A 23930-nucleotide genomic window follows, 5' to 3' on the forward strand; every position below is an offset into this window, starting at 1 on the left:
TACCGTCCGATAAGATGAACCGTGATATAATCGCGAGTTACTTTTTGATAAAAATCATTTGAAATACATATCACCATGAAACAAATTCGCAACATTGCCATCATCGCCCACGTCGACCACGGCAAAACCACATTAGTTGACCAACTGCTGCGCCAATCCGGTACATTCCGCGCCAACCAGCAGGTTGACGAACGCGTGATGGACAGCAACGACATTGAAAAAGAACGTGGCATTACCATCCTCGCCAAAAACACCGCCATCGATTACGAAGGCTACCACATCAACATCGTAGACACTCCGGGACACGCCGACTTCGGCGGCGAAGTGGAGCGCGTTTTGGGTATGGTGGACTGCGTCGTATTGTTGGTGGATGCGCAGGAAGGTCCGATGCCGCAAACCCGTTTCGTGACCAAAAAAGCCTTGGCTTTGGGGCTGAAACCGATCGTCGTCATCAATAAAATCGACAAACCTTCCGCCCGTCCGAGCTGGGTCATCGACCAAACTTTCGAACTCTTCGACAACTTGGGCGCAACCGACGAGCAGTTGGACTTCCCGATTGTTTACGCTTCCGGTCTGTCCGGTTTCGCCAAACTGGAAGAAACCGACGAGAGCAACGATATGCGTCCGCTGTTCGATACCATCTTAAAACACACGCCCGCACCGAGCGGCAGTGCGGACGAAACGCTGCAACTGCAAATTTCCCAACTCGACTACGACAACTACACCGGCCGCCTCGGCATCGGTCGTATCCTGAACGGACGCATCAAACCAGGCCAAGTCGTTGCCGTCATGAACCACGATCAGCAAATCGCCCAAGGCCGCATCAACCAGCTTTTGGGTTTTAAAGGCTTGGAACGCGTGCCGCTTGAAGAAGCCGAAGCCGGCGACATAGTGATTATTTCCGGTATCGAAGACATCGGTATCGGTGTGACCATTACCGACAAAGACAATCCAAAAGGCTTGCCGATGTTGAGCGTGGACGAACCGACGCTGACCATGGACTTTATGGTCAACACCAGCCCGCTCGCGGGTACAGAAGGCAAATTCGTGACCAGCCGCCAAATCCGCGACCGCCTGCAAAAAGAGTTGCTGACCAACGTCGCCCTGCGCGTAGAAGATACCGCCGATGCCGACGTGTTCCGCGTATCCGGACGCGGTGAACTGCACTTAACCATTTTGCTGGAAAACATGCGCCGCGAAGGCTATGAACTGGCAGTCGGCAAACCGCGCGTCGTTTACCGCGACATCGACGGTCAAAAATGCGAACCTTATGAAAACCTGACCGTGGACGTGCCTGACGACAACCAAGGCGCAATCATGGAAGAACTCGGTCGCCGCCGTGGCGAACTGACCAATATGGAAAGCGACGGCAACGGCCGTACCCGCCTCGAATACCATATTCCAGCACGCGGCTTAATCGGTTTCCAAGGCGAATTTATGACCCTGACGCGCGGTGTCGGTCTGATGAGCCATGTGTTCGACGACTATGCGCCCGTAAAACCCGACATGCCCGGCCGTCACAACGGCGTACTGGTTTCCCAAGAGCAAGGCGAAGCCGTCGCTTATGCCTTGTGGAACTTGGAAGACCGCGGCCGTATGTTCGTATCGCCCAACGATAAAATTTACGAAGGCATGATTATCGGCATCCACAGCCGAGAAAACGATTTAGTCGTTAACCCGCTCAAAGGCAAAAAACTTACCAACGTCCGCGCCAGCGGTACCGACGAAGCCGTACGCCTGACTACGCCGATCAAGCTGACGCTGGAAGGTGCGGTCGAGTTTATCGACGATGACGAACTCGTTGAAATCACGCCGCAATCCATCCGCCTGCGCAAACGTTACCTGAGCGAACTGGAACGCCGCCGCCATTTTAAAAAACTGGATTGATTCAACCAGACTGTCGATGAGATGAGGAAAGGTCGTCTGAAAATTTTCAGACGACCTTTTTTACGGGAAATGATTAAGTTGTTTGTACTTTTTTAAAATTGTCATGCAACAAAGCGAACAGTGTAAGCAACACTAAAATTACTTACGTCTTTTCCATTTATCAGTGGTGACTGCAACCGCCGCCATGACTTTCTGTAAATTCTATCATTAAATGGTGCCCAAACGAACTAAAACTTTATTTTCTACATTATTATTTAGTGCTAAACGGGTTAAAAATTTATCCTTAAGTCAAAATTACAACAATATTTGAGACTGAATTATCATGCCTGTCAGAAAAATTCCCAAAAATTACCGCAATATCACCGGAATGGCCGCCCATTCTAAGTCTGTAGGCTGCGCAGCTTATGAATCTTCTTTGGAACGGGATTTCCTTAGTTTATTGGAGTTTTGTCCCGATGTAATCCGCTTCGAGGTACAACCGGTTTCTATCGAATGGTTTGATGATTCCGGCAAAAAGCATATGTACACACCTGATGTTTTGGTGCACTACAAACCTAGTCGGCAACCTGTTACGATAATTCTCTATGAAGTCAAATACCGAAGCGATTTGAGGAAAAACTGGTCAGTATTGCAGCCAAAATTTAAGGCAGCAAGAGCATTTTGCCGACAAAAGGGCTGGATGTTCAAACTGGTCACTGAAGTTGAAATTCATACAGTCTATCTTCAAAACGTGCGATTTCTGCTGCCCTATATGCGGAATGCCGTTGTGCATGAATATTACGAGCCATATATGATACTACTTGACCAAAAATTAAAAGAGCTTAAAACAGCTACTCCGAGAGAGCTAGTTGCAGCTATTTTTCAAGATGAGTGGAATCAGGCAAAGATTTTACCAGTGTTATGGTATCTAGTGGCCGTAGGAGAAATCGGTGCAGATTTGAACCTACCGCTGACGATGAATTCTACATTATGGAGAAAGCGATGAATACTGGAAAGGCTGTGTTAGATATTCGACCGGGGGCAATAGTCGAATTTAACGGGATCTGCTGTGTAATTACAAACGTTGTGGATTTGGACGCGGTTTTGCTGACTGAGGTAGAAAGCCGTAAAACTTATCAAGTTAAAGTGACGGAGTTGTCCTCCATAACGAATGAACCTTCTTCCGCACAAGATTTAAATACCATTGATGCACAAGAATGGTCCATAGCAACAAAACGTTTTGAGATTATCAAGCCTTTACTAGACAATAAAAAACGGACGAAGAAAGCCGTTGAAGAAAGAGCTGTACAGTTTGGTGTTCATGCCAATACCATTTACCGATGGCTTCGAAAATACCACGAAACAGGTTTGCTGACGGGTTTATTCAAACAACACCGAAAAGACAAGGGCCGTTACCGTATTGACGACAATGTCGAAAAGATCGTCCAATCAGTTATTGAAAAAGAATATCTGACCAAACAAAAAAAGCCAGTCCAACAAATAATTAACGAGATCAAGCGGCAATGCTTGGATGTAGGATTGGCATATCCTCATAACAATACTATCCGTGCCCGCATCAGCAAGCTGGATCCTCAGTTTAAGATAGCGAAAAGACAGGGGAAAAAAGCTGCTGAGGAGCAGTTTAAACCGTCTAAGGGCAGTTTTCCCAATGCGGATTTTCCGTTGGCGGTCATTCAGATAGACCATACGAAACTAGATATTATTCTGGTGGATGATGTTTACCGTAAACCAATTGGTCGCCCGTGGATCACAATGGCAGTTGATGTGTTCAGCCGGATGATTCCCGGATTCTACATTTCCTTTGATCCACCTAGTGCATTATCGGCAGGATTGTGTCTAGCTCATTCTGTACTGACAAAAGAAACATGGCTTGCCCAGCATGAAGTGGAAGGCTTGTGGCCGTGTTGGGGATTACCACGAAAAATCCATTTGGACAATGCAAGGGAGTTTCACGGCAAAGTATTGGAAAAAGCCTGTAAACAATACGGTATCGACATTGAATGGCGTCCGGTGGCGCGGCCACATTTTGGTGGTCATATAGAGCGACTGCTGGGTACGGTTTTACAGGAAATACATACTTTGCCCGGTACGACTTTTTCCAATGTTGTCGAACGTCGTAATTATGATTCCGAAGACAGTGCAGTATTTACACTGTCAGAATTTGAAAAATGGCTGACAACTTTCATTACCGGTGTGTATCACCAGAGGATGCATTCAGCATTGGGTATGTCGCCGATGGCCAAATATAAAGAAGGTATATTCGGTACTGACTCTCTCCCGGGAACAGGTATGCCGCCTAAAGTCCTAGATGAAACCAAATTCCGATTGGATTTCATGCCTTTTGAAATGAGAACCGTCCAACAATATGGCGTATCCATCCATAAAATTCATTATTGGCATGATGTACTTCGCACTTGGATTGGTGCAACAGAACCGGGAAACCCGAAAAGGGCTCGTCAGTTTGTGTTTCGATTTGACCCTCGTGATCTCAGCGTAATCTGGTTTTTTGACCCTGAATTGAATAGCTATTTTGCTATCCCTTACCGGGACAGTTCCCATCCAGTTATGAGTATTTGGGAGTTAAGGGAAATCAACCGCCAACTCAAACAGGAACACAAATCCAACATTGACGAAAGAATGATTTTTTCAGCTTATGGCAAGATGCGCGAGATGGAAGAACAAGCTCAAGGTAAAACCAAAGCGGTACGCAGAGCGATGCAACGACGTAAAAAAAATGAAAGTATTGCTATAACCAAACCGGTTCCCAAAGAGAATAACGGTATCAATAATACAGCCACTGCTTTTCCGCAAACGGATTCGCTGGAGACTGAAATGTCTTTTGAAAATGTACAGCCGTTTGACGACTTGGATGATTTGTCATGAAATATCCTCATTTGCACAAAAAAACCGCCACATATTTGGATGCTGACACAGAGGAACGCATCTGGCACATCCGTTCGCCGCATTGGATAGGTTATCCCCAAGCTGAGCATATTTTGAACAAACTGGAAGATCTTTTGGTTTATCCCAAAATCCACCGTATGCCGAATCTTCTGATTGTCGGAGATACCAATAACGGTAAAACCATGCTGGCTCACCGTTTTTTGAGAAAACATCCTGCTGACCAAAATTTGGATGGTGACAGTGTATTAGTTCCTGTACTGCTGGTTCAGGCTCCACCTGTTCCAGATGAAGGAAGATTTTACAATACCATTTTAGATGCAATCTTTGCACCATATAAATCGCATGACAGAATAGATAAGAAGCAGACTCAAGTCATACACTTACTCAAACGTATGCAAACTAGAATGCTGATTATTGACGAAATCCATCATATCTTGGCTGGTAGCATGAACCGGCAAAGGGCTTTTCTGAATGTCATCAAATATCTAGGAAACGATTTACAAATACCGATTGTCGGTATAGGCACTAAGGATGCTTTCCGTGCGTTGCAAACTGATCCGCAGTTATCCAACCGATTCGAACCGGCTGTTCTGCCTAGATGGAACTTAGATAGAAATTTTCTTCGGTTGTTGGTTAGCTTTGAAAGAATGATCCCCCTGAAAAGACCGTCTGAACTGCAAACGAGAGAACTTGCCGTCAGATTGTACAATATGAGCGAAGGATATATTGGAGAGCTATCTCGGGTACTGACAGAAGCTGCCGCAACTGCTGTACAAAATGAAACGGAACAAATAAATCATGAAGTGCTTGATTCAATCGGCTGGGTAACACCTACTGAGCGGAAGCGGCAAATAGACAAACTGGCTTAGATATGTCTGACTTACATCTTTGGCCAGCACATCCCCATCCGTATCATAATGAATTACTGTCTTCATGGCTGGTTCGAACGGCACATGCGAACGGACTAAAAGTTCAGACATTTTGCAACTTAGTCTTTGGGAACAATTATGAGATATGGAATCGGGACATTGACAGATATATTCCAGAGTGGATAGTTACAAAGCTAAGTGAAAAAAGCGGAATAAGTGCGGAGAAAATCGATAGAACTTCACTACGGCGTTTTCAGGGCATTTTGTTTGATAAAGTACGTCCATCAGGACATCTGACGTGGGTAAACAGTTTGCAGATATACCATCGGAAACGCGTAGGATACGGTTTATTGTTCTGTCCATTGTGCTTAGCAGAAGACTATGAACCTTATTTTAGGGTGTCATGGCGTGTTGCCTGCTATACCTTTTGCCCAAAGCACAAAGTGATACTTCACGACCGATGTTCACATTGCGGTGCGGGTGTTGCATTCCATCGGCAAGAGATGGGAAATATGCAAGAAACAGCGTTTCGGCCCCTCAAATTCTGCTGGCAGTGTAAAACCGACTTGGCTTGTACAGAAACACAACCCGTTACAGCTTGGAGTGGTAATACACTTGAACAATGGCGAAGACTGTTAGTTTGGTTGGAACACTACCCGGTAGAAAGTTCACAAAACAGTTATAGAGACAGTTTGAAAATATTGCACCACTTTGTCACGCTATTAACTTCACAACGACTGGCACCGAAATTATATTCCTATTTATGCCTAAAAACCGGTTCACAACCACAAAAAATTGACAAAAGCAAGCGTACAGCATGGGAAAGCAGAGAACTGATCGAACGCCACCATACTTTGGATTTATGTTGGTGGCTGATCGATAATTATCCGGACAATCTCTTTCAGGCATGGAAAGATGGTGTTTTGCGCTATAACCATATGCTGAAAGATTTTGATGATTGTCCAGACGAGTTCAAAAAGCTGATTGATGTTCTAAACCGAAATATAAGAAAAGAGCTTTATCGTAAGACTATGTTTTGAAAATTATTGAATTCATTATAGTCAATTAAAAACGAAATAGTACAACACTCAACTTTGAAGGTCTAACCATGGCATACTCTGCGGACTTAAGAAACAAAGCTTTAAACTATTACGAACAATGCAAAAACATCAGCCAAACTGCAGCAACATTTAACTTGTCGAGAAACACGCTTTACCTGTGGATTCGCCTTAAAAAACAAACAGGCAGCCTAAAACATCAAGTTACCGGTCTAAATGCCGTCAAATTGGATAGGCAAAAACCGGCTCAATATGTTGGGCAACACCCAGATGCCTATCTGCATGAAATCGCCAAACATTTTGATTGTACGCCAGCCGCCGTTTGCTATGCACTCAAACAGATGGGGATGACGCGCAAAAAAAGACCACCACTTACAAAGAACAAGATCCGGCCAAAGTAACGCATTATTTGACACAGCTGGCCGAATTTTCCGACTACCAACGTGTTTATTTGGATGAAACAGGATTTGACCGCTACCTGTTCCGTCCCTATGCCCGCAGCCCGAAAGGGCAAATAGTGAAAGCGCAGATAAGTGGGAAAAGATACCGACGCTTATCTCTGGTGTCCGCACAAGTCGGCAACCGGCTGATTGCTCCGATGGTTTATCAAAATACGATGACCGGGGTCTTTTTTGAAGCGTGGTTTCAGCAATGCCTACTGCCCGCATTGACTCAAAAATCGGTGATTATTTTAGATAATGCACGATTTCACCGTATGGGTGTCTTACGGGAAATGGCGGAAAAATGGGGTCATAAGGTATTGCCTCTTGCACCTTATTCACCTGAGCTCAACCCGATTGAGAAGGTGTGGGCGAATATTAAGCGGTATCTGCGAACCGTTTTGTCTGATTACGCCCAATTTGGCGATGCGCTACTGTCCTATTTTGATTTTAATTGACTATAAATGCAATGTATCCGCCCGCCAAATTCTGGCAACAGTGATTTAAGTGCTAACAGGTTATCGCGTGGATCAAAATATTGTCGCTGCGGTTGTCTGGTGAACCGGCAGCCGCGTGAAAATCATATTGCTTGTTGAGAAAATGAAACGGTACATCCAGATGATGCAGTTTGACTTGAGCTTTTCCTTGCCAAGTTAATTCGGGTATTTTGTACTTCCCGTATCACTTGACAAAAAATCAGCACAATGAGTTGAATTCTTTAGATAATTATTTGATGTGAAGTATAATTGCGTGCGTGGCATAAGTTGCATCCTAAAAATTAAGAAAATATTAATGTATCTAAATGACAGATGTACTAATAGATTTGGATTGTACCAACAGAAACACAAGTCAGGTGGAAGTTGCCAAGCAGGCTTTGTAAATAGATGAAGCATATTCTTCGATACTCGGCCAGCTATGCTTCATTGGCCTGATATGAAATCTCCCGTGTGGAGGAATATTTTTCCAAATTCCTTTTGACCGAGCAAGCAAATGCAGGATTTTTTTTATTTCTTCAGCCTTCATTGAACTTGCTCCATATATCATAGCAGCAGTTAAGGATTCTGATTCTCTTTGTTCAAACTCCACCAACCAAAATAGCATATTATCTATATTGAGTTCGGCAATTAAAACTCTTCTTGGAGTTTTGACTAGGTTGGTTGTTGTTGCAGAAGTATCTAAATAAGACCATTGACTGCTACGATTAGAAGTTAACGGCATATATAGGGTCGGCCATACTTTTGCCGTAACACCTTTATCTTGATAGTTCTCTGATAAATATCGGACAGCGGCCATCATATTTTCAAAGGTAGCAGGCAGAGCTTCGGAACGACTGTGAGAACGTAGCTTTTGAGCGATGCCTGTTTCTTTTCCAACATTAATAGAGATTGAAATAGGAGCAGTTTTGGACTGTCCTGATGTACCGTCGCCGGTTCCCAATGCTGTGGTCGATTCCGATGGCGGCAAAAACAGTAAGTCTGTTTTTCTATAATTACAAAACTCTTTTTCAGGCTTGATGAGTTCTTTATTCCAAAGATCTCCAAAACGTTCTTTTACATAGTCAATAACCATTCTTTTCATATTCTGCACAGGCTCTTCTATGCTATGCAGTTTTTTTGAAGTACCAGATTTTAATCTCTGGTTCCTTAGATAAGGACGTTTATTTGATTCCGGTAGATCAGTTTCTGGAGATGCTTGCCTGCCATCATTGTCTCTAATAACCACTAAATTAGAAAAAGGAAAGGGAGCAGTACAACGCAATAATTCTAAGATTAAGGTACGAACTTTTCCACCGCTCGTAAAACTTAGGCAGCGTGCAGCCCAATCTGTTTTTCCTTGAAACGGGAAATTAGTTTCCGGCATCGGCTGATGATACTTCCCCACTGATTGTTTGACTAACGAACGATGAATTTGGAAAAATCCCTGCTGTGCATTTTTGTCCCTTAAAATCCTACCCAAAACCCATCCCTCATTATCGTAAAGCCATTGTCGTAAATGGATTATGAGAATCTTGGTTTTTGAATCAAAACCGCATCGCTCACCGATGATTTGATCGAAATTAGTTTCATATGACCCCAAAAAAGCAATCTTGGCCAAATTGGTTGAAATGGCGTAATAAAAACGAATAACTTCAGCAACGGGAATAATGATTGAATAGGGATCTCCATCAGATTCAATAGCCAAACATCTTGCAGATAATCCATTTTTGAAACCGCCAATATCAAAGGCAGCTTTATTGATGATATAACCGGTTTGATCTTTATGCGCTGCTTCAATCAAACGTACAGAATCTTCAGCTATGTTAACGTTTGGTAGATTACTAGGCACGATAACTTGGTAATCCAATAACTTACCGTTTTTCCAAAGAGAACCGATAGTAAGTACTGGCAGTTGTCCAACACCAATAGTGCAGCATATTCGCTCTTTATTTAACCAGCCAAAATCAGCAATAGACGTTTTGTCTGTTACTGATACAGGTCTGAGATAAACGTCGATGGTCGGTTCCGTAGGTACGTTATCGTTTTTTCGTACTGCTCCGAACCAATCAATTCTCCAAACTCTTTCGTCGTTGGGAAATTCTTTAATCTGGATCACCGGCATCTTGTTATTCCATGTTAGCACCATTTAGCGATGTATAGCACCAAAGAGCGATGTTCAGTATCATTTATTGTTAGAATTCACACTTTCGCGAAGTGCTTCGGCAGCCTGCTCGTCGGCATGGTAGCTGGAGCGGACCATGGCGCCGATGGCGGCGTTGCTGAAGCCCAGTTCGTACGCTTCTTTTTCAAAGATTTTGAATTGGTCTGGCGTGACATAGCGTAAGACGGGCAGGTGTCCGTCTGAAGGCTGGAGATACTGACCGATGGTAATCATCTCGATATTGTGCGCCCGCATATCGCGCATGATTTCGCGCACGTCTTCGTCTGTTTCGCCCAAGCCGACCATGATGCCGGATTTGGTCGGGATGTGCGGCATCATTTCTTTGTAACGGCGCAGCAGGTCGAGGGAGTGCTGATAGTTGGCACCCGGACGGGCTTTTTTGTACAGGTTCGGATGGGTTTCCAAGTTGTGGTTCATCACGTCGGGCGGAGTTTCGGCAAGGATTTTCAGTGCGATGTCCAAACGGCCGCGGAAGTCGGGAACGAGAATTTCGATTTTGGTGTTCGGACTGGTTTCGCGGATGGCTTTGATGCAGTCGGCGAAATGCTGTGCGCCACCGTCGCGCAGGTCGTCGCGGTCAACGGAAGTGATGACGACGTAACGCAGGTTCATGGCTTTGACGGATTCTGCGAGGTTTTTCGGTTCATCAGGGTCAAGCATATTCGGGCGACCGTGTCCCACGTCGCAGAACGGGCAGCGGCGGGTACAAATGTCGCCCATAATCATGAAGGTTGCCGTACCTTTGCTGAAGCATTCGCCGATGTTCGGGCAGGAGGCTTCTTCGCAAACGGTGTGCATTTTTTGTTCACGCAAAATATCTTTGATTTCAAAGAATTTGCGTGACGGCAGTTTGGCGCGTATCCATTCGGGCTTTTTCAGTTTTTCCTGAAGGGGGACGACTTTGATGGGGATGCGGGCGGTTTTGTCCGCGCCTTTGAGTTTGACGCCGCGTTTGGGATCGTCAACTTTGATTTCGCTCATTAATTGTTCGCTTTCGGTGTGAGTTGTGTCTCGAGGTGTGCAGTCAGTTTTTGTGCGACCTCGTCCAAGGAGGGACAGGGTTGGACAAAATCCGTGATTTGGGTCATTTCCATGCCGGCATAGCCGCAGGGGTTGATGTGGGTAAACGGGCTTAGGTCCATGTTTACGTTCAATGCCAGACCGTGATAGACGGAGCCGTCTTTAATACGCAAGCCGAGTGAGGCGATTTTGCGCTCGCCGACATAAACACCGGGGCGTTTCGGGTCTGCCGCCGCTTTAATGCCGTATTCCGCCAAAGTGGCGATGATGCTGTTTTCAAGCGCGGAAACGATGTTGCGGACGCTGGTTTTGCGGCGTTTGAAGTTGATCATGGTGTAAACGACCAACTGACCGGGACCGTGATAGGTGATTTGCCCACCCCGGTCGATTTGCACGACGGGTATATCGTCGCGAATCAGGAGATGCTCCGGCTTGCCCGCCAGACCTTGTGTGAAAACGGGCGGATGCTCGACCACCCATAATTCGTCTTCGGTATGTTCGTCGCGGGCTGCGTTGAACGCTTTCATGGCTTCGAAAGTCGGTTGGTACTCGACCATGCCTTTATGCACGATTTTCATATCAGTACACTACTTTTACCATTTCGTGATCGGTCAGGGCGCGGTAGATTTTGTCCAGTTGTTCTTTACTGTCAACGTTTACTTTGACGGTCGCGCCGGTATAGTTGCCCTTGCTGCTCTGGCGGGTGGTAATGTGGTGCGGCTCGGTATCGGGCGCGTGTTTACGGACGGTTTCTAAGATATTTTTTTCAAATTCGGGATGCGAATCGCCCATGACTTTGATGGGAAATTGGCAGGGGAATTCGATTAGTGAGGTTTGGTCGGTCATGGCTGACTCCTGATGTGCTGTATGCCGAGAGGTCGTCTGAAAAGTTTCCAGCCTTTCAGACGACCTCGAATGGCGTGTATTTTATCGCAAAAAGTTGCCGATAAAAATAGAAGCGTACATCGGCTTTTTCAAGTCTTGAAATACGCTTTTCCATCCCAATTTAAGCCACATTCCGAATTTATTACCAAGTAGAGAACAATATGCCGACAAAAGAAAAACATTTTGAGGAATACAGCGCATTGGCGACCCTGCCTTTACGCGATGTCGTCGTTTATCCGCATATGGTGTTGCCACTGTTTGTGGGCCGCCCGAAATCCATTGCGGCATTGGAAGCGGCAATGGCGAATGACGATCCGGTGTTTTTGCTGGCGCAAATCGACCCGAATACCGAAGATCCGACGGCGTCCGATTTGCACCGTACGGGTACGGTCGCGCAGGTTTTGCAGGTGTTGAAGCTGCCTGACGGCACGGTGAAAGTGTTGGTCGAAGGTATCCGACGCGGCAGAGTATTGACCATTGAAGAGAGCGGCGGACTGTTCCTGTCACATGTCGAAGCTGTCGATGAGTATGCGGATGCGGACAATCCCGATATTGAAGCCATTCGCCGCACGCTGCTTACCCAGTTTGACCAATACGCCAAATTAAATAAAAAAATCCCTGCCGAAATCATCAATACTATCAACGGTATCGATGATAACAGCCGTTTGGTGGACACCATCGCTGCGCATTTGCAATTGAAACTGGAGCAGCGTCAGCAGATTTTGGAAACCTTCGGCATTATCGGCCGTATGGAGTTTCTGCTCGCCCAGTTGGAATCCGAACTGGACATCATGCAAGTTGAAAAACGCATTCGCGGCCGCGTTAAACGCCAGATGGAAAAATCCCAGCGCGAGTATTATCTGAACGAGCAAGTGAAAGCGATTCAGAAAGAATTGGGCGAAGAAGACGAACGCGGCGAACTGGATGCGTTGGAAGCAAAAATCAAAGAAGCGGGCATGACCAAAGAAGCGGAAGAGAAATGCCTGTCGGAATTGAAAAAGCTCAAAATGATGCCGCCTATGTCTGCGGAATCCACTGTCGTGCGCAACTACATCGATACTTTGCTTGAGCTGCCATGGAAGAAAAAATCCCGTGTCAGCAAAGACATTGCCAAAGCTGATTTGGTGTTGAACGCCGACCATTACGGTTTGGAAAAAGTCAAAGAGCGGATTTTGGAATACCTCGCTGTCCAAAAACGTATGGACAAGCTCAAAGGTCCGATTCTGTGTCTGGTCGGCCCTCCAGGGGTAGGTAAAACCTCTTTGGGTGAATCCATCGCCAAAGCGACAGGTCGCCAATATGTCCGCATGGCTTTAGGCGGCGTGCGCGACGAAAGCGAAATCCGCGGTCATCGCCGCACCTATATCGGCTCTATGCCCGGCAAAATCCTGCAAAACATGGCTAAAGCGGGCGTGAGGAATCCGCTGTTCCTGCTCGACGAAATCGACAAATTGGGCAGCGACTTCCGCGGCGATCCCGCCAGCGCGTTGCTTGAGGTACTCGATCCTGAGCAAAACAACAAGTTTGCCGATCATTATGCGGAAGTGGATTACGACTTGAGCGATGTGATGTTTATTGCTACATCTAATAGTTTGAATATCCCGACCCCGTTGCTTGACCGTATGGAAATCATCCGTTTGTCCGGCTATACCGAAGACGAGAAAATCAATATCGCCATGCAGTATCTCGTGCCGAAACAAATGAAACGCAACGGCGTGAAAGAAGGCGAATTGGTGGTCGAGGAAAACGCAGTGCGCGATATTATCCGTTATTACACCCGTGAAGCCGGTGTGCGTTCGCTCGATCGCGAGATTGCCAAAATCTGTCGTAAGGTGGTGATGCAGATTACCTTGAACGAAGATAAGAAGAGGTCGTCTGAAACCAAGAAAACCAGCAAAGCCAAGCCTAAAGCGGTTAAAGTCAATGAGAAAAACCTGCATGACTATTTGGGCGTGCGCCGTTTCGATTACGGCGTTGCCGAAAGTGAAAACCGCATCGGACAGGTTACCGGTTTGGCGTGGACCGAAGTCGGCGGCGAATTGCTGACTGTCGAAGCCGTGGCGTTGCCGGGTAAGGGCGTGATCCAGTGTACCGGCCAGTTGGGCGACGTGATGAAGGAATCTGCATCCGCAGCATGGTCTGTTGTCCGTTCCCGTGCAGAATCAGTGGGTTTGGCTCCTGATTTTTACGAGAAAAAAGACATCCATGTCCACGTTCCCGAAGGTGCGACGCCGAAAGACGGTCCGAGCGCAGGTATCGCCATGACCTTGGCGATGGTGTCTGCCTTTACCAAAATTCCGGTGCGCGCCGATGTGGCGATGACAGGCGAAATCACTCTGCGTGGCGAAGTCTTGCCAATCGGCGGATTGAAGGAAAAACTGTTGGCAGCCCTGCGCGGCGGCATCAAACATGTCCTGATTCCGAAAGACAACGTCAAAGACTTGGAAGAAATCCCTGAAAATGTGAAAAACGGTCTGACCATTCATCCGGTCAAATGGATAGACGAAGTCCTCGCTTTAGGCTTGGAAAGCCAGCCGACACCTTGGGTTGCGCCTTTAAGTACCGAAGAAACGCAAGTTGAAGCCGCAAAGCCTAAGTCAAGGGCGAAAGCGACCAAACACTGATTTTGTAAAAAATGTGTTGCAAAAGATGCGGGTTTGCCTTGGAAGCCTGTAAAATAGGGCAATTCCGCATTTTTTGCTTGACACGGCATTTTCAGAATTGCTATAAAGCGCAAAGGTACTCAAAAGTACGAAGCCCCGAGTATTCGGGCATTTCATTATTTTCAACGATAGGAAGGGACTGATTGTGAATAAGTCTGAATTGATCGAAGCAATTGCTCAAGAAGCCGGTATTTCTAAAGCTGCCGCCCAAAAAGCTCTGGATGCCACTACCAATGCTGTAACCAACGCTCTGAAAAAAGGCGACACCGTAACTCTGGTCGGTTTCGGTACTTTCTACGTTGGCGAACGTGCAGAACGTCAAGGTCGCAACCCCAAAACTGGCGAGCCTCTGACCATTGCTGCTGCTAAAACTCCTAAATTCCGTGCCGGTAAAGCATTGAAAGATGCTCTGTAATTTTCCATTTTAAAAAACCGATTCCATATGGGGAATCGGTTTTTTTATTTTATAGACTGCCTAAGAAGTTTTCAGTATTCGAATATGGCATCAGATAGGCTTTTGATTCTGTAATTTCGCATTCCCTACCTTTTTGGCAAACCATAAGGCAGCTACTGTGCCAAGCATATCCGCTATTCCGTCTCCAAGTGAACCTTCCCTCGTCGTTGTAAACGTTGCTTGAGCCCATTCGCTAAAGAAGGCAAACAATAAGGCGAATATCAATAGTTTTTCATAAGGTACGCGTTTTTGCTCGGATAAAAAGATCTTGGCTATTAACCATGTTTGTGCAAAGAATGTAATGAAATGGGCAACCTTGTCGAAATTGGGAAAGGGAGGGAGTGCATTGCCGGACTCTTTGAAAAGTAATGCGTAAATACTTGCTGCAAACCAAGCCGCTGCTAACAAGGTAAACTTATTCAAAGGCAGCTTCATTGTATTTCCTCATCCAGCCATTTTTGGCAGATGGCGGACAAACGGATAAATTTATCCCCCCGTTTGTCCAGTTCATCACGCCATAGTTTGACTTCTTCAATGGTCGGTGCTTCGTCCAAGCTGCATTCGTATAAGAAAAAGTCTAGTGTTTCTTCTACCGTTCCGACAGATTCTGTTTGAATTACTTCAAGAAGCTCATTCATTGTTTGCTCCCAAAGGTCGTCTGAAATTTATTTGCTGTGTAAAAAACGTACGGCTTCTTCCCATTCTCCGGCTAACAGCATGGGAACGGCTTTTAATGATTTATTGATGGCTTCATCAATTTGCTGTTTGTGTTCCGGGCTGGGTTTATTCAGGACATAGCCGACAACCAGATTTCGGTCTCCCGGGTGATCGATACCCAAGCGCAGGCGGTAAAAATCCGGTGTTCCCAAGCGTGCCTGAATGTCTTTTAAGCCGTTATGACCGCCGTTTCCTCCACCCAATTTAAATTTTATCCTACCGCAGGGAATATCCAGTTCGTCATGGACGACCAGGATTTCTTCGGGCTTGATTTTGTAAAATTGTGCCAGCGCGGCTACTGCCTGACCGGAGCGGTTCATAAATGTTGCCGGTTTTAAAAGCCATAAGTCTGAGCCGGATATGCTGATGCGGGCTACTGAGCCGAAGAATTTTTTTTCTTCTTTTAAAGTGGCTTTATATTGCCATGCCAATTCGTCGATAAACCAGAATCCGGCATTGTGGCGCGTTTGTTCGTATTCCGAACCGGGGTTTCCCAGTCCTACAATCATTTTGATTTTATTTGACATTGTGTTTCCTCAAAGAGAGGTCGTCTGAAAACAGAAAACGGTTTTCAGACGACCTTTCAAGCATTTTATTGGGTTTTACCGATCCGTTTGCGTCTCGCTTCTTTTGGGTCAATCAGCAAAGGGCGGTATATCTCGATGCGGTCTCGTTCGCGCAACAAAAAATCGTCTTTGACTCTTTTGCCAAAAATACCCAAAGGGGCTGCATTCAAATCCAATTCAGGAAAATCTTTATCCAAGCCGCTTTGAAGTACAGCCATCCTTGCGGTTGCTCCTTGCTCAATACGGATTGAGCGTAATATCTGTTTTTCAGCCGTTCCGTAGACAATTTCGATTTCAAGCATAGCGTCTGTCTGCCTCTTCGACGAATGCATCGACCAGCGTACCGGAAAGGTGGTTGAATACGGGGGAAATGACGGTAGAAAGCAGCATATTGGAAAAATCATATTCCAAACGAAATTCGATTTTACACATATCACCGCCCAAATCGATAAACTTCCATGTACCGCGTAAGGTTTTAAAAGGGCCTTCCAGCAAGTCCATACGGATTTCCGAGCCGGGAATGTTGTGGTTGTGTGTCGCAAAAGATTGACGCACACCCATATAGTCCATGAACAGCCGTGCTTTGAGCTCCTTATCTTTGCGCTCTATGACCTCGGTTTTACTGTACCAGGGGAGAAAGTTCGGATAGTCCTCAACTTTATCGACCAAGTCGAACATCTGTTTTGCGCTGTGCAGCACCAATACGTTTTTTTCAACCTTTTTCATGGTTAAAACGGCCCGAAAGAAAAATCGTATTATAAACGAGTTTACCGTCTTTTTCAGACGACACTTCACCGTGTTATATATCTGATAATAAGAGAATTATTATAATAGAATAAACAAGAAGGCGAAATTCTGATAAACTTGCGCGACTTGGCCGCCGGTTGGCTTGTATAGCATAAAACAAGAAAAATTAATTATCCGGTGCATTTTAGACAAATCGGATTATAAAAATGAATACTGCTGACACATTTTATAGGGAAGCAATTTCACATTTGACTAGGACACCTCCTGATTTTGAGGCAGCCGTTCCTTTGTTGCGTCAGGCTGCGCAAGCTGGGCATGCGGAATCCGCATTTCAACTTGCAGGCTGTCTGTTGCAGGGCTTGGGGATTTCGGCGGATAGGCAGGCAGGTATCAGATTGATGCAGCAGGCGGCAGGAAGCGGGCATCCTTATGCTCGATACAATCTGCTCCAGATTCAAGAATCACAAGGCATGCCTTTCAATACATTGATGGCGGCTTACAAGGAGCTGGCTGAAGAAGGTATCATCCATGCCCAGCTTAAACTGATGCGGAGTTTGCATGACGGTGGGCGGCATGAAGAGGCGTTGCAATGGGCATATATGGCTGCCGCTCAGCATCATCCGCAAGCATTATACTTTTTAGCGCAACACCATCAATATGCCTCGCCTCCCGATTTTGCTCAGGCACATTTGTTTTACCGACAAGCTGCGGCGCAGGATTTTCCTGCAGCACATTGGCAGCTGGGATTGCAATATAAATTGGGACAGGGAGCCAACCCGAACAAGCAGCTTGCCATCGTTCATCTGCGCCATGCCGCTGATAGCGGGATTGCTGCCGCACAAACTATGTTGGCGGATTTACTGCTGGAAACTGATCCGACAGACGCTATACACCGTTTGAAGGCTGCGGCAAGAGGCGGCAGCAGCGACGCACAGGTAAGATTGGCAGAAATTTACCTCTTGGGAAAATGGGTGGAACGCAATACCGGCAAGGCTCATGTGTATGCGGAAAAAGCGGCCGCACAGCAGCATTCAGAAGCTTTAAGGATTTTGGGCGATATTTACCGTTATGGTTTGGGTGTAGTTCCCGATCCTATGAAGGCACGGCGCTATTACCGTCAGGCAGCGGATAAAGGAAATATCCAGGCACATCAGAAACTGCTTGCCGATATTGCCTTGGGCAATAAACCCGATGAATATGCCGAAGCAAAAGAAAAAGCCTTGAAGAAGCAGGAGGCAGAGCAACTTTATCAGCAGGCGTTTGCTGCGCATTATGGTTTGAACCGCCATCCTGATCATTTAGAGGCATTGAGGCTGTATGAACGTTCGGCTTTATTGGGTCATGGGAAGGCGCAGACCAATTTGGGCATGATGTATTACAACGGACACGGTACGGCTCAGAATTATGCCAAGGCGGCAGAATGGTTCGAAAAAGCGGCACTAAATCATGATGCAATGGCGCAATACAATCTTGCCTGCCTTTATTTTAACGGAACGGGCATAGCGCATAATGCAGATGAAGCTTGTAGATGGTTGGAGGCCGCTATCCGCAACGGACACGATCAGCCTGAGGTATTGAAGCAGCTTTTGGCACAATGGCGGCAGGCTGCGGCTTAAGTCGACTGTCGGAATTTCAATAGATCATAAATCAAACGTCGTCTGAAAACCGTCAGGCTTTCAGACGACGTTTGATTTATGTATATCCTGATTCAATGAGCTTATGGAGGATTTAACCGGTAGGGCGTTACCCGTTGCCTTGCCAAGTTCAAAGAGAATGATTTTTACGATTTGAAATTATTGATTAGGTTGGCGGTGTACTATTGCTATAAACGGGGCTAAGGTAACTATTTTTTCAAGATACATATTCGATGAGAGGGCTGCGATGAGGTCGTCTGAAAACAGCCTTGAAGCCTTCAAGCTGCTTTTCAGACGACCTCTTGCTCCAGTCGCTTTATTTCTTCAAGAATGCCCGTTTCAGAATAATCAGCCAATCTTTCTTATCCAAAACAGGGCGTTGCGCAAATACGTCGTATTTGCAGCCGTCCAGTTTCTGCAAAATCAGTTGTCCGCCGACAATAATCATCCGCAATTCAAATCCCAAACGTCCTTTCAGCGTTTTACCCAAGGGCGAACCGCCTTTGAGCATTTGAAATGCGCGGTTGCATTCATAAGACATCAGTCTTTGAAACGCGAAATCCGTTTTGCCTTCGGTAATTTGCGCTTCGCTTACTTTGAATTTTTCCAAGTCGTCTTGCGGGATATAGACGCGGCCTTTCTGCCAATCGACGGCAACGTCCTGCCAAAAATTGATGAGTTGCAACGCGGTGCAGATGCCGTCGCTTTGGGCGATGCTGACTTCGTCGGTTTGTCCATACAGGTGCAGCATAATGCGTCCGATTGGATTGGCGGAACGGCGGCAGTAGTCTATCAGGTCGCCAAAATCCTGATAACGGGTTTTGACAACATCCTGACTGAATGCGGACAAAAGATCGTAAAACGGTTGCAGCGGTAGCTTGAAAGGCACGATGGCTTCGCGTTGCAAACGTTGCATTAGCGGAGTCAACGGTGTTTCGCCACGCTGTATGCGGTCGATTTCGGACTTGAGTTCGTCCAAAGCGCGCAAGCGTTCATCGGCTTTTGCACTGCCTTCATCGGCGAGGTCGTCCGCAGTGCGCGCAAAAGCGTAAACGGCATGGGTGGGCTTGCGCAGGCGGCGCGGCATGACGAGCGAGCCGACGGGGAAGTTTTCGTAATGTTTAACTGACATGATGGATTCGGGATTCAGGTGTTGCAAGTGATAGAATGTCGATTCGTTTTGTGGCGGCAGATGCCCTGTAATGTGAAATTTGAAGTGACTGACGGCTGATTTTTTAGCCCGTAAGCATCGGTTTCAACACTTCCCAAGCTTGCGGCAGTTCTGTGAAGCCGTCGGATGCCATCAGGTGTCCGCCTTTGGCGATGTGGGTAACGGGGCTTCTGAGTTTTTCCGCCATACTCAAGGTCAATTCGGGCGGAACGTGGGTGTCGTCGTCGGAGACGATGCAGTGTTTGGGCATTTGAATTTTGCGCAGGATGTCAAATTCCGGCGCGGCACCTTTGATATAGCCGTCTAGGGCGGGCAGCGGGGGCAAGGAATCGGCGAATCCTGCCGCCAGTACCAAGCCGCCGATTTTTTCGGGCTGTTGGCGGCTGAGGAAGTGCAGAAGGGTGATGCAGCCTAGGCTGTGCCCGACTAAGAAAGTATTTTCGTCGGGTTTGCCGATGTGTTGGTCAAGGGCGAACTGCCAAGAAGAAACCGTCGGCCGTTCGGGATTGGGCATCGCCAGCGCATCGGCTTGGAAACCTGCAGCGCGGACTTGTGCCGAGAGCCAGTCAAACCAGTTGCCGTGCTGATTGCCTTCAAAACCGTGTACGATAAAGACGCGTTGGGGCATGTCGATTAGTCCTTTTCAGATGACCTGTCGGGTGTGTCGATTCATTTATTATAACACTCATCGTTTATTTCAGTTTTATCGTTATCTTTGGTAAGAGCGATTTGAACTTTGGTTGCAATCTAAGCAAGTATGTCTGTTAAAGCTTGGAGAAATCAGTATTTTTATTTTCAGACGACCTTGCGTACGGTAATTTCAGTTTGTCTTTAATTTGATTATGAACTTCTTAAATATTTTTCCGGTTGCCCTAGGGGCGGTTGTTGGCGCGGTATTGCGTTGGATACTTGGTTTGCTGCTTCCCGCTGCGCCGATTTTGGGCTGGGGTACGCTGGCCGCAAACTGGATAGGGGCTTTACTTATCGGATTTTGTGCCGAATGGGTCGCAGATCCTCAATGGCGTTTGCTGTTGATTACCGGTTTCTTAGGCAGTCTGACCACATTGTCCTCTTTTTCCCTTGAGACGGTGGCTATGATGCAGGAGGGGCGGTGGGTGGCTGCTGCATTATCCGTATGCCTCCATGTCGGCGGTTCGTTTATATTGACGGCAGCGGGCATTTGGTTGGCCCATTGTTTGAAATGAGGTAAAACTGTAGGCGTTGATGTGGCATTACTTGACTGCTTGCCGAAAAAATGTCGTCTGAAAATCCAAATTCTGGTTTTCAGACGACCTTTTTGTCGAGGTTATTCAAGTATTCAAAAGCAGCCGTATGATAAATTCGTCCTGAGGGAGGGTTAATTTGAGATTGCGGATATCACCCTGTACCAGTAGAGGCCTTATGCCCAGTTGTTCTACGGCAGAGGCTTCATCGGTAATACCGTTTAAGTCGGAGGCAGATAGGGCGCGATTCAATAATCCGGCTTGAAAAAGTTGCGGTGTCTGTGCCTGCCATAAGTCTGTACGGGGTACGGTTTCCAGGATTTGTCCGTCGCTATCGGAACGTTTGATGGTGTCGGCCGCGGGAATGGCCAAAATGCCGCCTTCTGCTTTTGTTCCGGCTTCCTGAATCAGGCGCGACAGGGCATCTTGGGGCAGGCAGCAGCGGGCGGCATCGTGAACCAAAATATTATCGTGGCTATCCGCCAACTTCTTTTCCATCAATGTTTGCATGCCATTACGGACGGTTTCTGCCCGGGTATCGCCTCCGACGTTGAAAATCACTGTCTTATCAGAGGTCGTCTGAAGATGATTAATGAAAGGATCATCAGGTGAGACAACAATGGCGACCAAGTCGATAAGAGGATGCTGTGTAAAAATGGCAACCGTATGCTCTAAGACGGTTTTGCCGTGTATCCGGATATATTGTTTGGGTTTGCCTGCACCGAAGCGAGCGCCGACCCCTGCGGCGGGAATCAGGGCGATGTGCCGTCTGCTCATACATTCTCTCCCGCGGCTGCCTGTCTCCATATACAGGCTTCTCCTAGCGCGTCGAGATATTTTTCGTGTTCTGCAAGCTCTTCGGAATTGGCTTTGATGATTTTTAAGCGCGACGAACGTTTTGTTTCGGCGATGATGACAGGTTTGTCTTCTTTTGTTTCTTCTTCACCTTCTCCACCCATTAAGTCGAATTGTTGGCGCGTCATCGCCAAATAAACTTCGCCTAAAAGTTCGCAGTCGATTAAAGCACCATGCAGTACGCGTTTGCTTTTGTCGATGGAGAGACGGTTGCACAAGGCATCCAGGCTGGCTTTTTGCCCAGGAAACATTTCACGCGCCATTGCCAGCGTATCCGTAATCTCGCAGCCAAGCTCTTCGACGGAGGGCAGACCCATGCGGCGGAATTCCATATTTAAGAAGGCTACGTCGAATTTTGCATTGTGGATAATCAATTCCGCTCCACGGATAAATTCGCTGATTTCCTGTCCGACCTTTGCAAACGGCGGAGCGTTTTTCTCTTCCAAAACGTCAATCGTCAGCCCGTGTACGCGTGCGGCTTCTTCAGGCATATCGCGCTCGGGATGGACATAAAGATGCAGGAAGCGTCCGGTCATTTGGCGGTTGACCATTTCCAGTCCTGCAAACTCGACCAAGCGGTCGCCGTTTTCGGCGTAAAGGCCTGTGGTTTCGGTATCAAGGATAATCTGGCGTCTCATCAAATGCTCCAATGACTGAATGAAAAAATGTTTCGTATCATACTCAAGGAGGGGGTGAAAGTATAGAGTGGAGTTGCTTTGTATCCTTATTGTGATGTTGTTTAGGTGATGGCAAATATTTTAGACAAGTGGGGTATTAGCAGTCTTATGGTTACGAAAAGGTAGAAATTGCTGACAATTTTCAGACGAGCTAAAACAGTTTGTCTTTCAAAAGGCTAATGGATACTAAATTCTGAGTAAAGTACTCAACTTTTAAAAAATTAATTTCTTTTTAAATCATTGTGTTATTTCAATTTTATGAAATAGTAACAATTATCATTTGCAAAATTAAAAAATACTCGTATAATTCAACTCATCGAAACGAAACAACAGCGCAACAGAACGAAAGGAGAATGAAATGCCGGAAAGTATTTTCAAGCAAGTCTCCCTTGATATTCTGAGACTGCATCAACAAACCATCCGCTCGCTTTTGGCAACCCAATGCTGCAACGATTGTGAAGTTCACGATGTTTTCTATATTACGCTGGACGGACGCTATTATGTTTGGCTGCCTTGTATGAATAAGGCAGAGCAAGTAGAGGCGGGCATTTTGCTGATTGAAGACGAAATCAGCGATATTCGTCTGAGCTGGGTGGCGAATACCCGTGAAGTACAGAAAAAAGACAGCTTATACGAGAAAGTTGCTTCCGCTTTACAACGCCGGTTGCGGCAGACGAAAAACAAGTTTATCCAAGCTAAAGATACTTGCCTGCTTGAGCTGGCCCCGAAGCAAGGTCGTCTGACGACAGGCAGCAGAGATTTATCGCTTTCACCGCATGATTTGATGAAAGCACTTTATCCGGCAACCCATCAATTAAAATCAGGAGGATTTGCCTTGTAACAGTTTTGGTAGTGGTTTGTGTTCCTTTTGCGCCCCTTAAATGTTTAAAGGGGCGATTTTTTTGCTTTTTGATACACAGTGATCTTCTTGTTATGACATATTGTTTAAAATCAAGTACAATATTGTCATTTCGAATTAATCGCTCATCATTTGAATAGGGGAATTTTAATGAAAATCAAACTTTCTGCATTATCCGTATTGGCGGCAGCAGTTTTGTGTTCTTCCGGCGCATTGGCGGCAGACAGTGTCTATACATGGAAAAACGGTAAGGGAAACAGCTATTCCGATACGCCGAACCGGCTCCAGCTTGACCGCTCCAATGTGATGAATATCCGTACGCATAGCGTCAAGGCGGCGGTCAAACCCAAATCCGAAGCTGTGGACGAGAGTACGCTGGCAGAGCAACAGGCGAAATTAAATGAGCGGATGCTGGCTAAGAATAAACTGATTGAGGAGCAAAATAAAAAAATTGAGGAAGAAAACCGTAAGAACAAAGAAGACAACTGCCGTATCGCACGAATGAACCAACAGTCTGCCGAAAGCGCGCGCGTCGCTAATCGTGATGATTTGGTCAAGCGGTATCAAGGAGATGTTGCCAAATATTGCAATTAATGGGTTACAAAATTTAAAAGGTCGTCTGAAACAGATGGTTTGGCTGTTT

General features: G+C 46.4%; 25 protein-coding genes. 12 read left to right on the forward strand and 13 right to left on the reverse strand.

What is annotated here, in order from left to right:
• The first annotated feature begins 75 nt into the window (after nt 1–75).
• From typA to NSCA4_RS13965, 6 genes are all read left to right on the forward strand, one after another.
• Nucleotides 76–1887 carry a translational GTPase TypA gene (typA, locus tag NSCA4_RS0107595; protein ID WP_016687571.1) on the forward strand — a complete coding sequence of 604 codons (1812 nt, stop codon included), beginning with the start codon at nt 76–78 and terminating at the stop codon, nt 1885–1887.
• 322 nt (nt 1888–2209) lie between these two features.
• Nucleotides 2210–2872, forward strand: coding sequence for a heteromeric transposase endonuclease subunit TnsA (locus NSCA4_RS0107600; protein ID WP_016687572.1), 663 nt, complete (start codon nt 2210–2212; stop codon nt 2870–2872).
• On the forward strand, nt 2869–4770 hold the full coding sequence (locus NSCA4_RS0107605; RefSeq protein WP_255265292.1) for a TnsB C-terminal domain-containing protein: 1902 nt from the start codon (nt 2869–2871) through the stop codon (nt 4768–4770). The genes NSCA4_RS0107600 and NSCA4_RS0107605 overlap by 4 nt, the downstream gene beginning before the upstream one ends.
• Entirely contained in the window at nt 4767–5660 is an 894-nt protein-coding gene (locus NSCA4_RS0107610) for a TniB family NTP-binding protein (RefSeq protein WP_016687574.1), read from the forward strand. Before NSCA4_RS0107605 ends, NSCA4_RS0107610 begins: the two co-directional genes overlap by 4 nt.
• 2 nt (nt 5661–5662) lie before the next feature.
• A complete protein-coding gene (locus NSCA4_RS0107615) occupies nt 5663–6700 on the forward strand; it encodes a TniQ family protein (protein ID WP_029609641.1) in 1038 nt (345 codons plus the stop codon).
• A 68-nt stretch (nt 6701–6768) separates the two neighbouring features.
• Nucleotides 6769–7616 (forward strand): IS630 family transposase gene (locus NSCA4_RS13965; protein WP_100206352.1). Its coding sequence is split into 2 segments (ribosomal slippage): nt 6769–7084 and nt 7084–7616, totalling 849 coding nucleotides; the frame shifts between segments, so codons are not numbered across the junction.
• 391 nt (nt 7617–8007) lie between these two features.
• Here the strand turns inward: NSCA4_RS13965 and NSCA4_RS0107630 are convergent.
• The 4 genes from NSCA4_RS0107630 to NSCA4_RS0107645 are packed head-to-tail and all read right to left on the reverse strand — an operon-like array spanning nt 8008 to nt 11682.
• On the reverse strand, nt 8008–9756 hold the full coding sequence (locus tag NSCA4_RS0107630; protein WP_241479485.1) for a hypothetical protein: 1749 nt from the start codon (nt 9754–9756) through the stop codon (nt 8008–8010).
• 60 nt (nt 9757–9816) lie between these two features.
• Complete coding sequence (gene lipA, locus NSCA4_RS0107635) at nt 9817–10797, reverse strand: lipoyl synthase (protein WP_016687579.1); 981 nt, start codon at nt 10795–10797, stop codon at nt 9817–9819.
• Nucleotides 10797–11414 carry a lipoyl(octanoyl) transferase LipB gene (gene lipB, locus NSCA4_RS0107640; protein ID WP_016687580.1) on the reverse strand — a complete coding sequence of 206 codons (618 nt, stop codon included), beginning with the start codon at nt 11412–11414 and terminating at the stop codon, nt 10797–10799. The genes lipA and lipB overlap by 1 nt, the downstream gene beginning before the upstream one ends.
• Nucleotide 11415: 1 nt before the next feature.
• Nucleotides 11416–11682, reverse strand: a complete 267-nt coding sequence (locus NSCA4_RS0107645) for an HP0495 family protein (protein WP_016687581.1) — start codon at nt 11680–11682, stop codon at nt 11416–11418.
• A gap of 200 nt (nt 11683–11882) precedes the next feature.
• On the opposite strand from NSCA4_RS0107645, the gene lon reads away from it, so the two are divergent.
• Complete coding sequence (gene lon / locus NSCA4_RS0107650; protein ID WP_016687582.1) at nt 11883–14345, forward strand: endopeptidase La; 2463 nt, start codon at nt 11883–11885, stop codon at nt 14343–14345.
• 184 nt (nt 14346–14529) lie between these two features.
• Nucleotides 14530–14799 (forward strand): HU family DNA-binding protein, encoded by a 270-nt coding sequence (locus NSCA4_RS0107655; protein WP_003677477.1) that lies wholly within the window; start codon nt 14530–14532, stop codon nt 14797–14799.
• A gap of 90 nt (nt 14800–14889) precedes the next feature.
• On the opposite strand, the gene NSCA4_RS0107660 is transcribed toward NSCA4_RS0107655, so the two are convergent.
• The 5 genes from NSCA4_RS0107660 to NSCA4_RS0107680 all read right to left on the reverse strand — a co-directional run bounded on the left by NSCA4_RS0107660 (nt 14890) and on the right by NSCA4_RS0107680 (nt 16847).
• The gene (locus tag NSCA4_RS0107660) at nt 14890–15273 is read right to left on the reverse strand and encodes a VanZ family protein (protein WP_016687583.1); all 384 of its coding nucleotides are present in this window, start codon (nt 15271–15273) and stop codon (nt 14890–14892) included.
• Nucleotides 15270–15476 (reverse strand): hypothetical protein, encoded by a 207-nt coding sequence (locus NSCA4_RS0107665; protein ID WP_016687584.1) that lies wholly within the window; start codon nt 15474–15476, stop codon nt 15270–15272. The genes NSCA4_RS0107660 and NSCA4_RS0107665 overlap by 4 nt, the downstream gene beginning before the upstream one ends.
• Before the next feature lie 27 nt (nt 15477–15503).
• The gene (gene pth / locus NSCA4_RS0107670) at nt 15504–16082 is read right to left on the reverse strand and encodes an aminoacyl-tRNA hydrolase (protein ID WP_016687585.1); all 579 of its coding nucleotides are present in this window, start codon (nt 16080–16082) and stop codon (nt 15504–15506) included.
• A gap of 65 nt (nt 16083–16147) precedes the next feature.
• Complete coding sequence (locus NSCA4_RS0107675) at nt 16148–16423, reverse strand: RnfH family protein (RefSeq protein WP_016687586.1); 276 nt, start codon at nt 16421–16423, stop codon at nt 16148–16150.
• Nucleotides 16416–16847, reverse strand: a complete 432-nt coding sequence (locus tag NSCA4_RS0107680; RefSeq protein ID WP_016687587.1) for a type II toxin-antitoxin system RatA family toxin — start codon at nt 16845–16847, stop codon at nt 16416–16418. Before NSCA4_RS0107680 ends, NSCA4_RS0107675 begins: the two co-directional genes overlap by 8 nt.
• Nucleotides 16848–17074: 227 nt before the next feature.
• Here NSCA4_RS0107680 and NSCA4_RS0107685 point away from each other — a divergent pair, with 227 nt between their 5' ends.
• Nucleotides 17075–18484: a tetratricopeptide repeat protein gene (locus NSCA4_RS0107685; protein ID WP_016687588.1), complete on the forward strand. Its 1410-nt coding sequence runs from the start codon at nt 17075–17077 to the stop codon at nt 18482–18484.
• Between the two features lie 334 nt (nt 18485–18818).
• Here NSCA4_RS0107685 and hpnC read toward each other — a convergent pair whose 3' ends face one another.
• Together hpnC and NSCA4_RS0107695 are read right to left on the reverse strand one after the other, a co-directional pair.
• Nucleotides 18819–19634, reverse strand: coding sequence for a squalene synthase HpnC (hpnC, locus tag NSCA4_RS0107690; protein ID WP_029609642.1), 816 nt, complete (start codon nt 19632–19634; stop codon nt 18819–18821).
• Nucleotides 19635–19737: 103 nt separating this feature from the next.
• A complete protein-coding gene (locus NSCA4_RS0107695; protein ID WP_016687590.1) occupies nt 19738–20301 on the reverse strand; it encodes an RBBP9/YdeN family alpha/beta hydrolase in 564 nt (187 codons plus the stop codon).
• A 214-nt stretch (nt 20302–20515) separates the two neighbouring features.
• Here NSCA4_RS0107695 and crcB point away from each other — a divergent pair, with 214 nt between their 5' ends.
• Nucleotides 20516–20878, forward strand: coding sequence for a fluoride efflux transporter CrcB (gene crcB / locus NSCA4_RS0107700; protein WP_016687591.1), 363 nt, complete (start codon nt 20516–20518; stop codon nt 20876–20878).
• A 105-nt stretch (nt 20879–20983) separates the two neighbouring features.
• On the opposite strand, the gene ispD is transcribed toward crcB, so the two are convergent.
• Together ispD and dnaQ are read right to left on the reverse strand one after the other, a co-directional pair.
• Entirely contained in the window at nt 20984–21673 is a 690-nt protein-coding gene (ispD, locus tag NSCA4_RS0107705; protein WP_016687592.1) for a 2-C-methyl-D-erythritol 4-phosphate cytidylyltransferase, read from the reverse strand.
• Nucleotides 21670–22392: a DNA polymerase III subunit epsilon gene (gene dnaQ / locus NSCA4_RS0107710; protein WP_029609644.1), complete on the reverse strand. Its 723-nt coding sequence runs from the start codon at nt 22390–22392 to the stop codon at nt 21670–21672. The genes ispD and dnaQ overlap by 4 nt, the downstream gene beginning before the upstream one ends.
• Before the next feature lie 394 nt (nt 22393–22786).
• Here dnaQ and NSCA4_RS0107715 point away from each other — a divergent pair, with 394 nt between their 5' ends.
• Together NSCA4_RS0107715 and NSCA4_RS0107720 are read left to right on the forward strand one after the other, a co-directional pair.
• Entirely contained in the window at nt 22787–23269 is a 483-nt protein-coding gene (locus tag NSCA4_RS0107715) for an NGO0322 family iron-responsive protein (protein ID WP_016687594.1), read from the forward strand.
• Nucleotides 23270–23437: 168 nt separating this feature from the next.
• Complete coding sequence (locus tag NSCA4_RS0107720; RefSeq protein WP_016687595.1) at nt 23438–23881, forward strand: DUF4124 domain-containing protein; 444 nt, start codon at nt 23438–23440, stop codon at nt 23879–23881.
• The last annotated feature ends 49 nt before the right edge of the window (nt 23882–23930 follow it).

This window comes from Neisseria sicca 4320, from assembly GCF_000193735.1.
GTDB classification, from domain to species: domain Bacteria; phylum Pseudomonadota; class Gammaproteobacteria; order Burkholderiales; family Neisseriaceae; genus Neisseria; species Neisseria sicca_E.

Coding starts and splice junctions, on each gene's coding strand:
- typA (WP_016687571.1), top strand. CDS start 76: ATGAAACAAATTCGCAACATTGCCATCATCGCCCACGTCGACCACGGC.
- NSCA4_RS0107600 (WP_016687572.1), top strand. CDS start 2,210: ATGCCTGTCAGAAAAATTCCCAAAAATTACCGCAATATCACCGGAATG.
- NSCA4_RS0107605 (WP_255265292.1), top strand. CDS start 2,869: ATGAATACTGGAAAGGCTGTGTTAGATATTCGACCGGGGGCAATAGTC.
- NSCA4_RS0107610 (WP_016687574.1), top strand. CDS start 4,767: ATGAAATATCCTCATTTGCACAAAAAAACCGCCACATATTTGGATGCT.
- NSCA4_RS0107615 (WP_029609641.1), top strand. CDS start 5,663: ATGTCTGACTTACATCTTTGGCCAGCACATCCCCATCCGTATCATAAT.
- NSCA4_RS0107630 (WP_241479485.1), bottom strand. CDS start 9,756: ATGCCGGTGATCCAGATTAAAGAATTTCCCAACGACGAAAGAGTTTGG.
- lipA (WP_016687579.1), bottom strand. CDS start 10,797: ATGAGCGAAATCAAAGTTGACGATCCCAAACGCGGCGTCAAACTCAAA.
- lipB (WP_016687580.1), bottom strand. CDS start 11,414: ATGAAAATCGTGCATAAAGGCATGGTCGAGTACCAACCGACTTTCGAA.
- NSCA4_RS0107645 (WP_016687581.1), bottom strand. CDS start 11,682: ATGACCGACCAAACCTCACTAATCGAATTCCCCTGCCAATTTCCCATC.
- lon (WP_016687582.1), top strand. CDS start 11,883: ATGCCGACAAAAGAAAAACATTTTGAGGAATACAGCGCATTGGCGACC.
- NSCA4_RS0107660 (WP_016687583.1), bottom strand. CDS start 15,273: ATGAAGCTGCCTTTGAATAAGTTTACCTTGTTAGCAGCGGCTTGGTTT.
- NSCA4_RS0107665 (WP_016687584.1), bottom strand. CDS start 15,476: ATGAATGAGCTTCTTGAAGTAATTCAAACAGAATCTGTCGGAACGGTA.
- pth (WP_016687585.1), bottom strand. CDS start 16,082: ATGTCAAATAAAATCAAAATGATTGTAGGACTGGGAAACCCCGGTTCG.
- NSCA4_RS0107675 (WP_016687586.1), bottom strand. CDS start 16,423: ATGCTTGAAATCGAAATTGTCTACGGAACGGCTGAAAAACAGATATTA.
- NSCA4_RS0107680 (WP_016687587.1), bottom strand. CDS start 16,847: ATGAAAAAGGTTGAAAAAAACGTATTGGTGCTGCACAGCGCAAAACAG.
- NSCA4_RS0107685 (WP_016687588.1), top strand. CDS start 17,075: ATGAATACTGCTGACACATTTTATAGGGAAGCAATTTCACATTTGACT.
- hpnC (WP_029609642.1), bottom strand. CDS start 19,634: ATGTCAGTTAAACATTACGAAAACTTCCCCGTCGGCTCGCTCGTCATG.
- NSCA4_RS0107695 (WP_016687590.1), bottom strand. CDS start 20,301: ATGCCCCAACGCGTCTTTATCGTACACGGTTTTGAAGGCAATCAGCAC.
- crcB (WP_016687591.1), top strand. CDS start 20,516: ATGAACTTCTTAAATATTTTTCCGGTTGCCCTAGGGGCGGTTGTTGGC.
- ispD (WP_016687592.1), bottom strand. CDS start 21,673: ATGAGCAGACGGCACATCGCCCTGATTCCCGCCGCAGGGGTCGGCGCT.
- NSCA4_RS0107715 (WP_016687594.1), top strand. CDS start 22,787: ATGCCGGAAAGTATTTTCAAGCAAGTCTCCCTTGATATTCTGAGACTG.
- NSCA4_RS0107720 (WP_016687595.1), top strand. CDS start 23,438: ATGAAAATCAAACTTTCTGCATTATCCGTATTGGCGGCAGCAGTTTTG.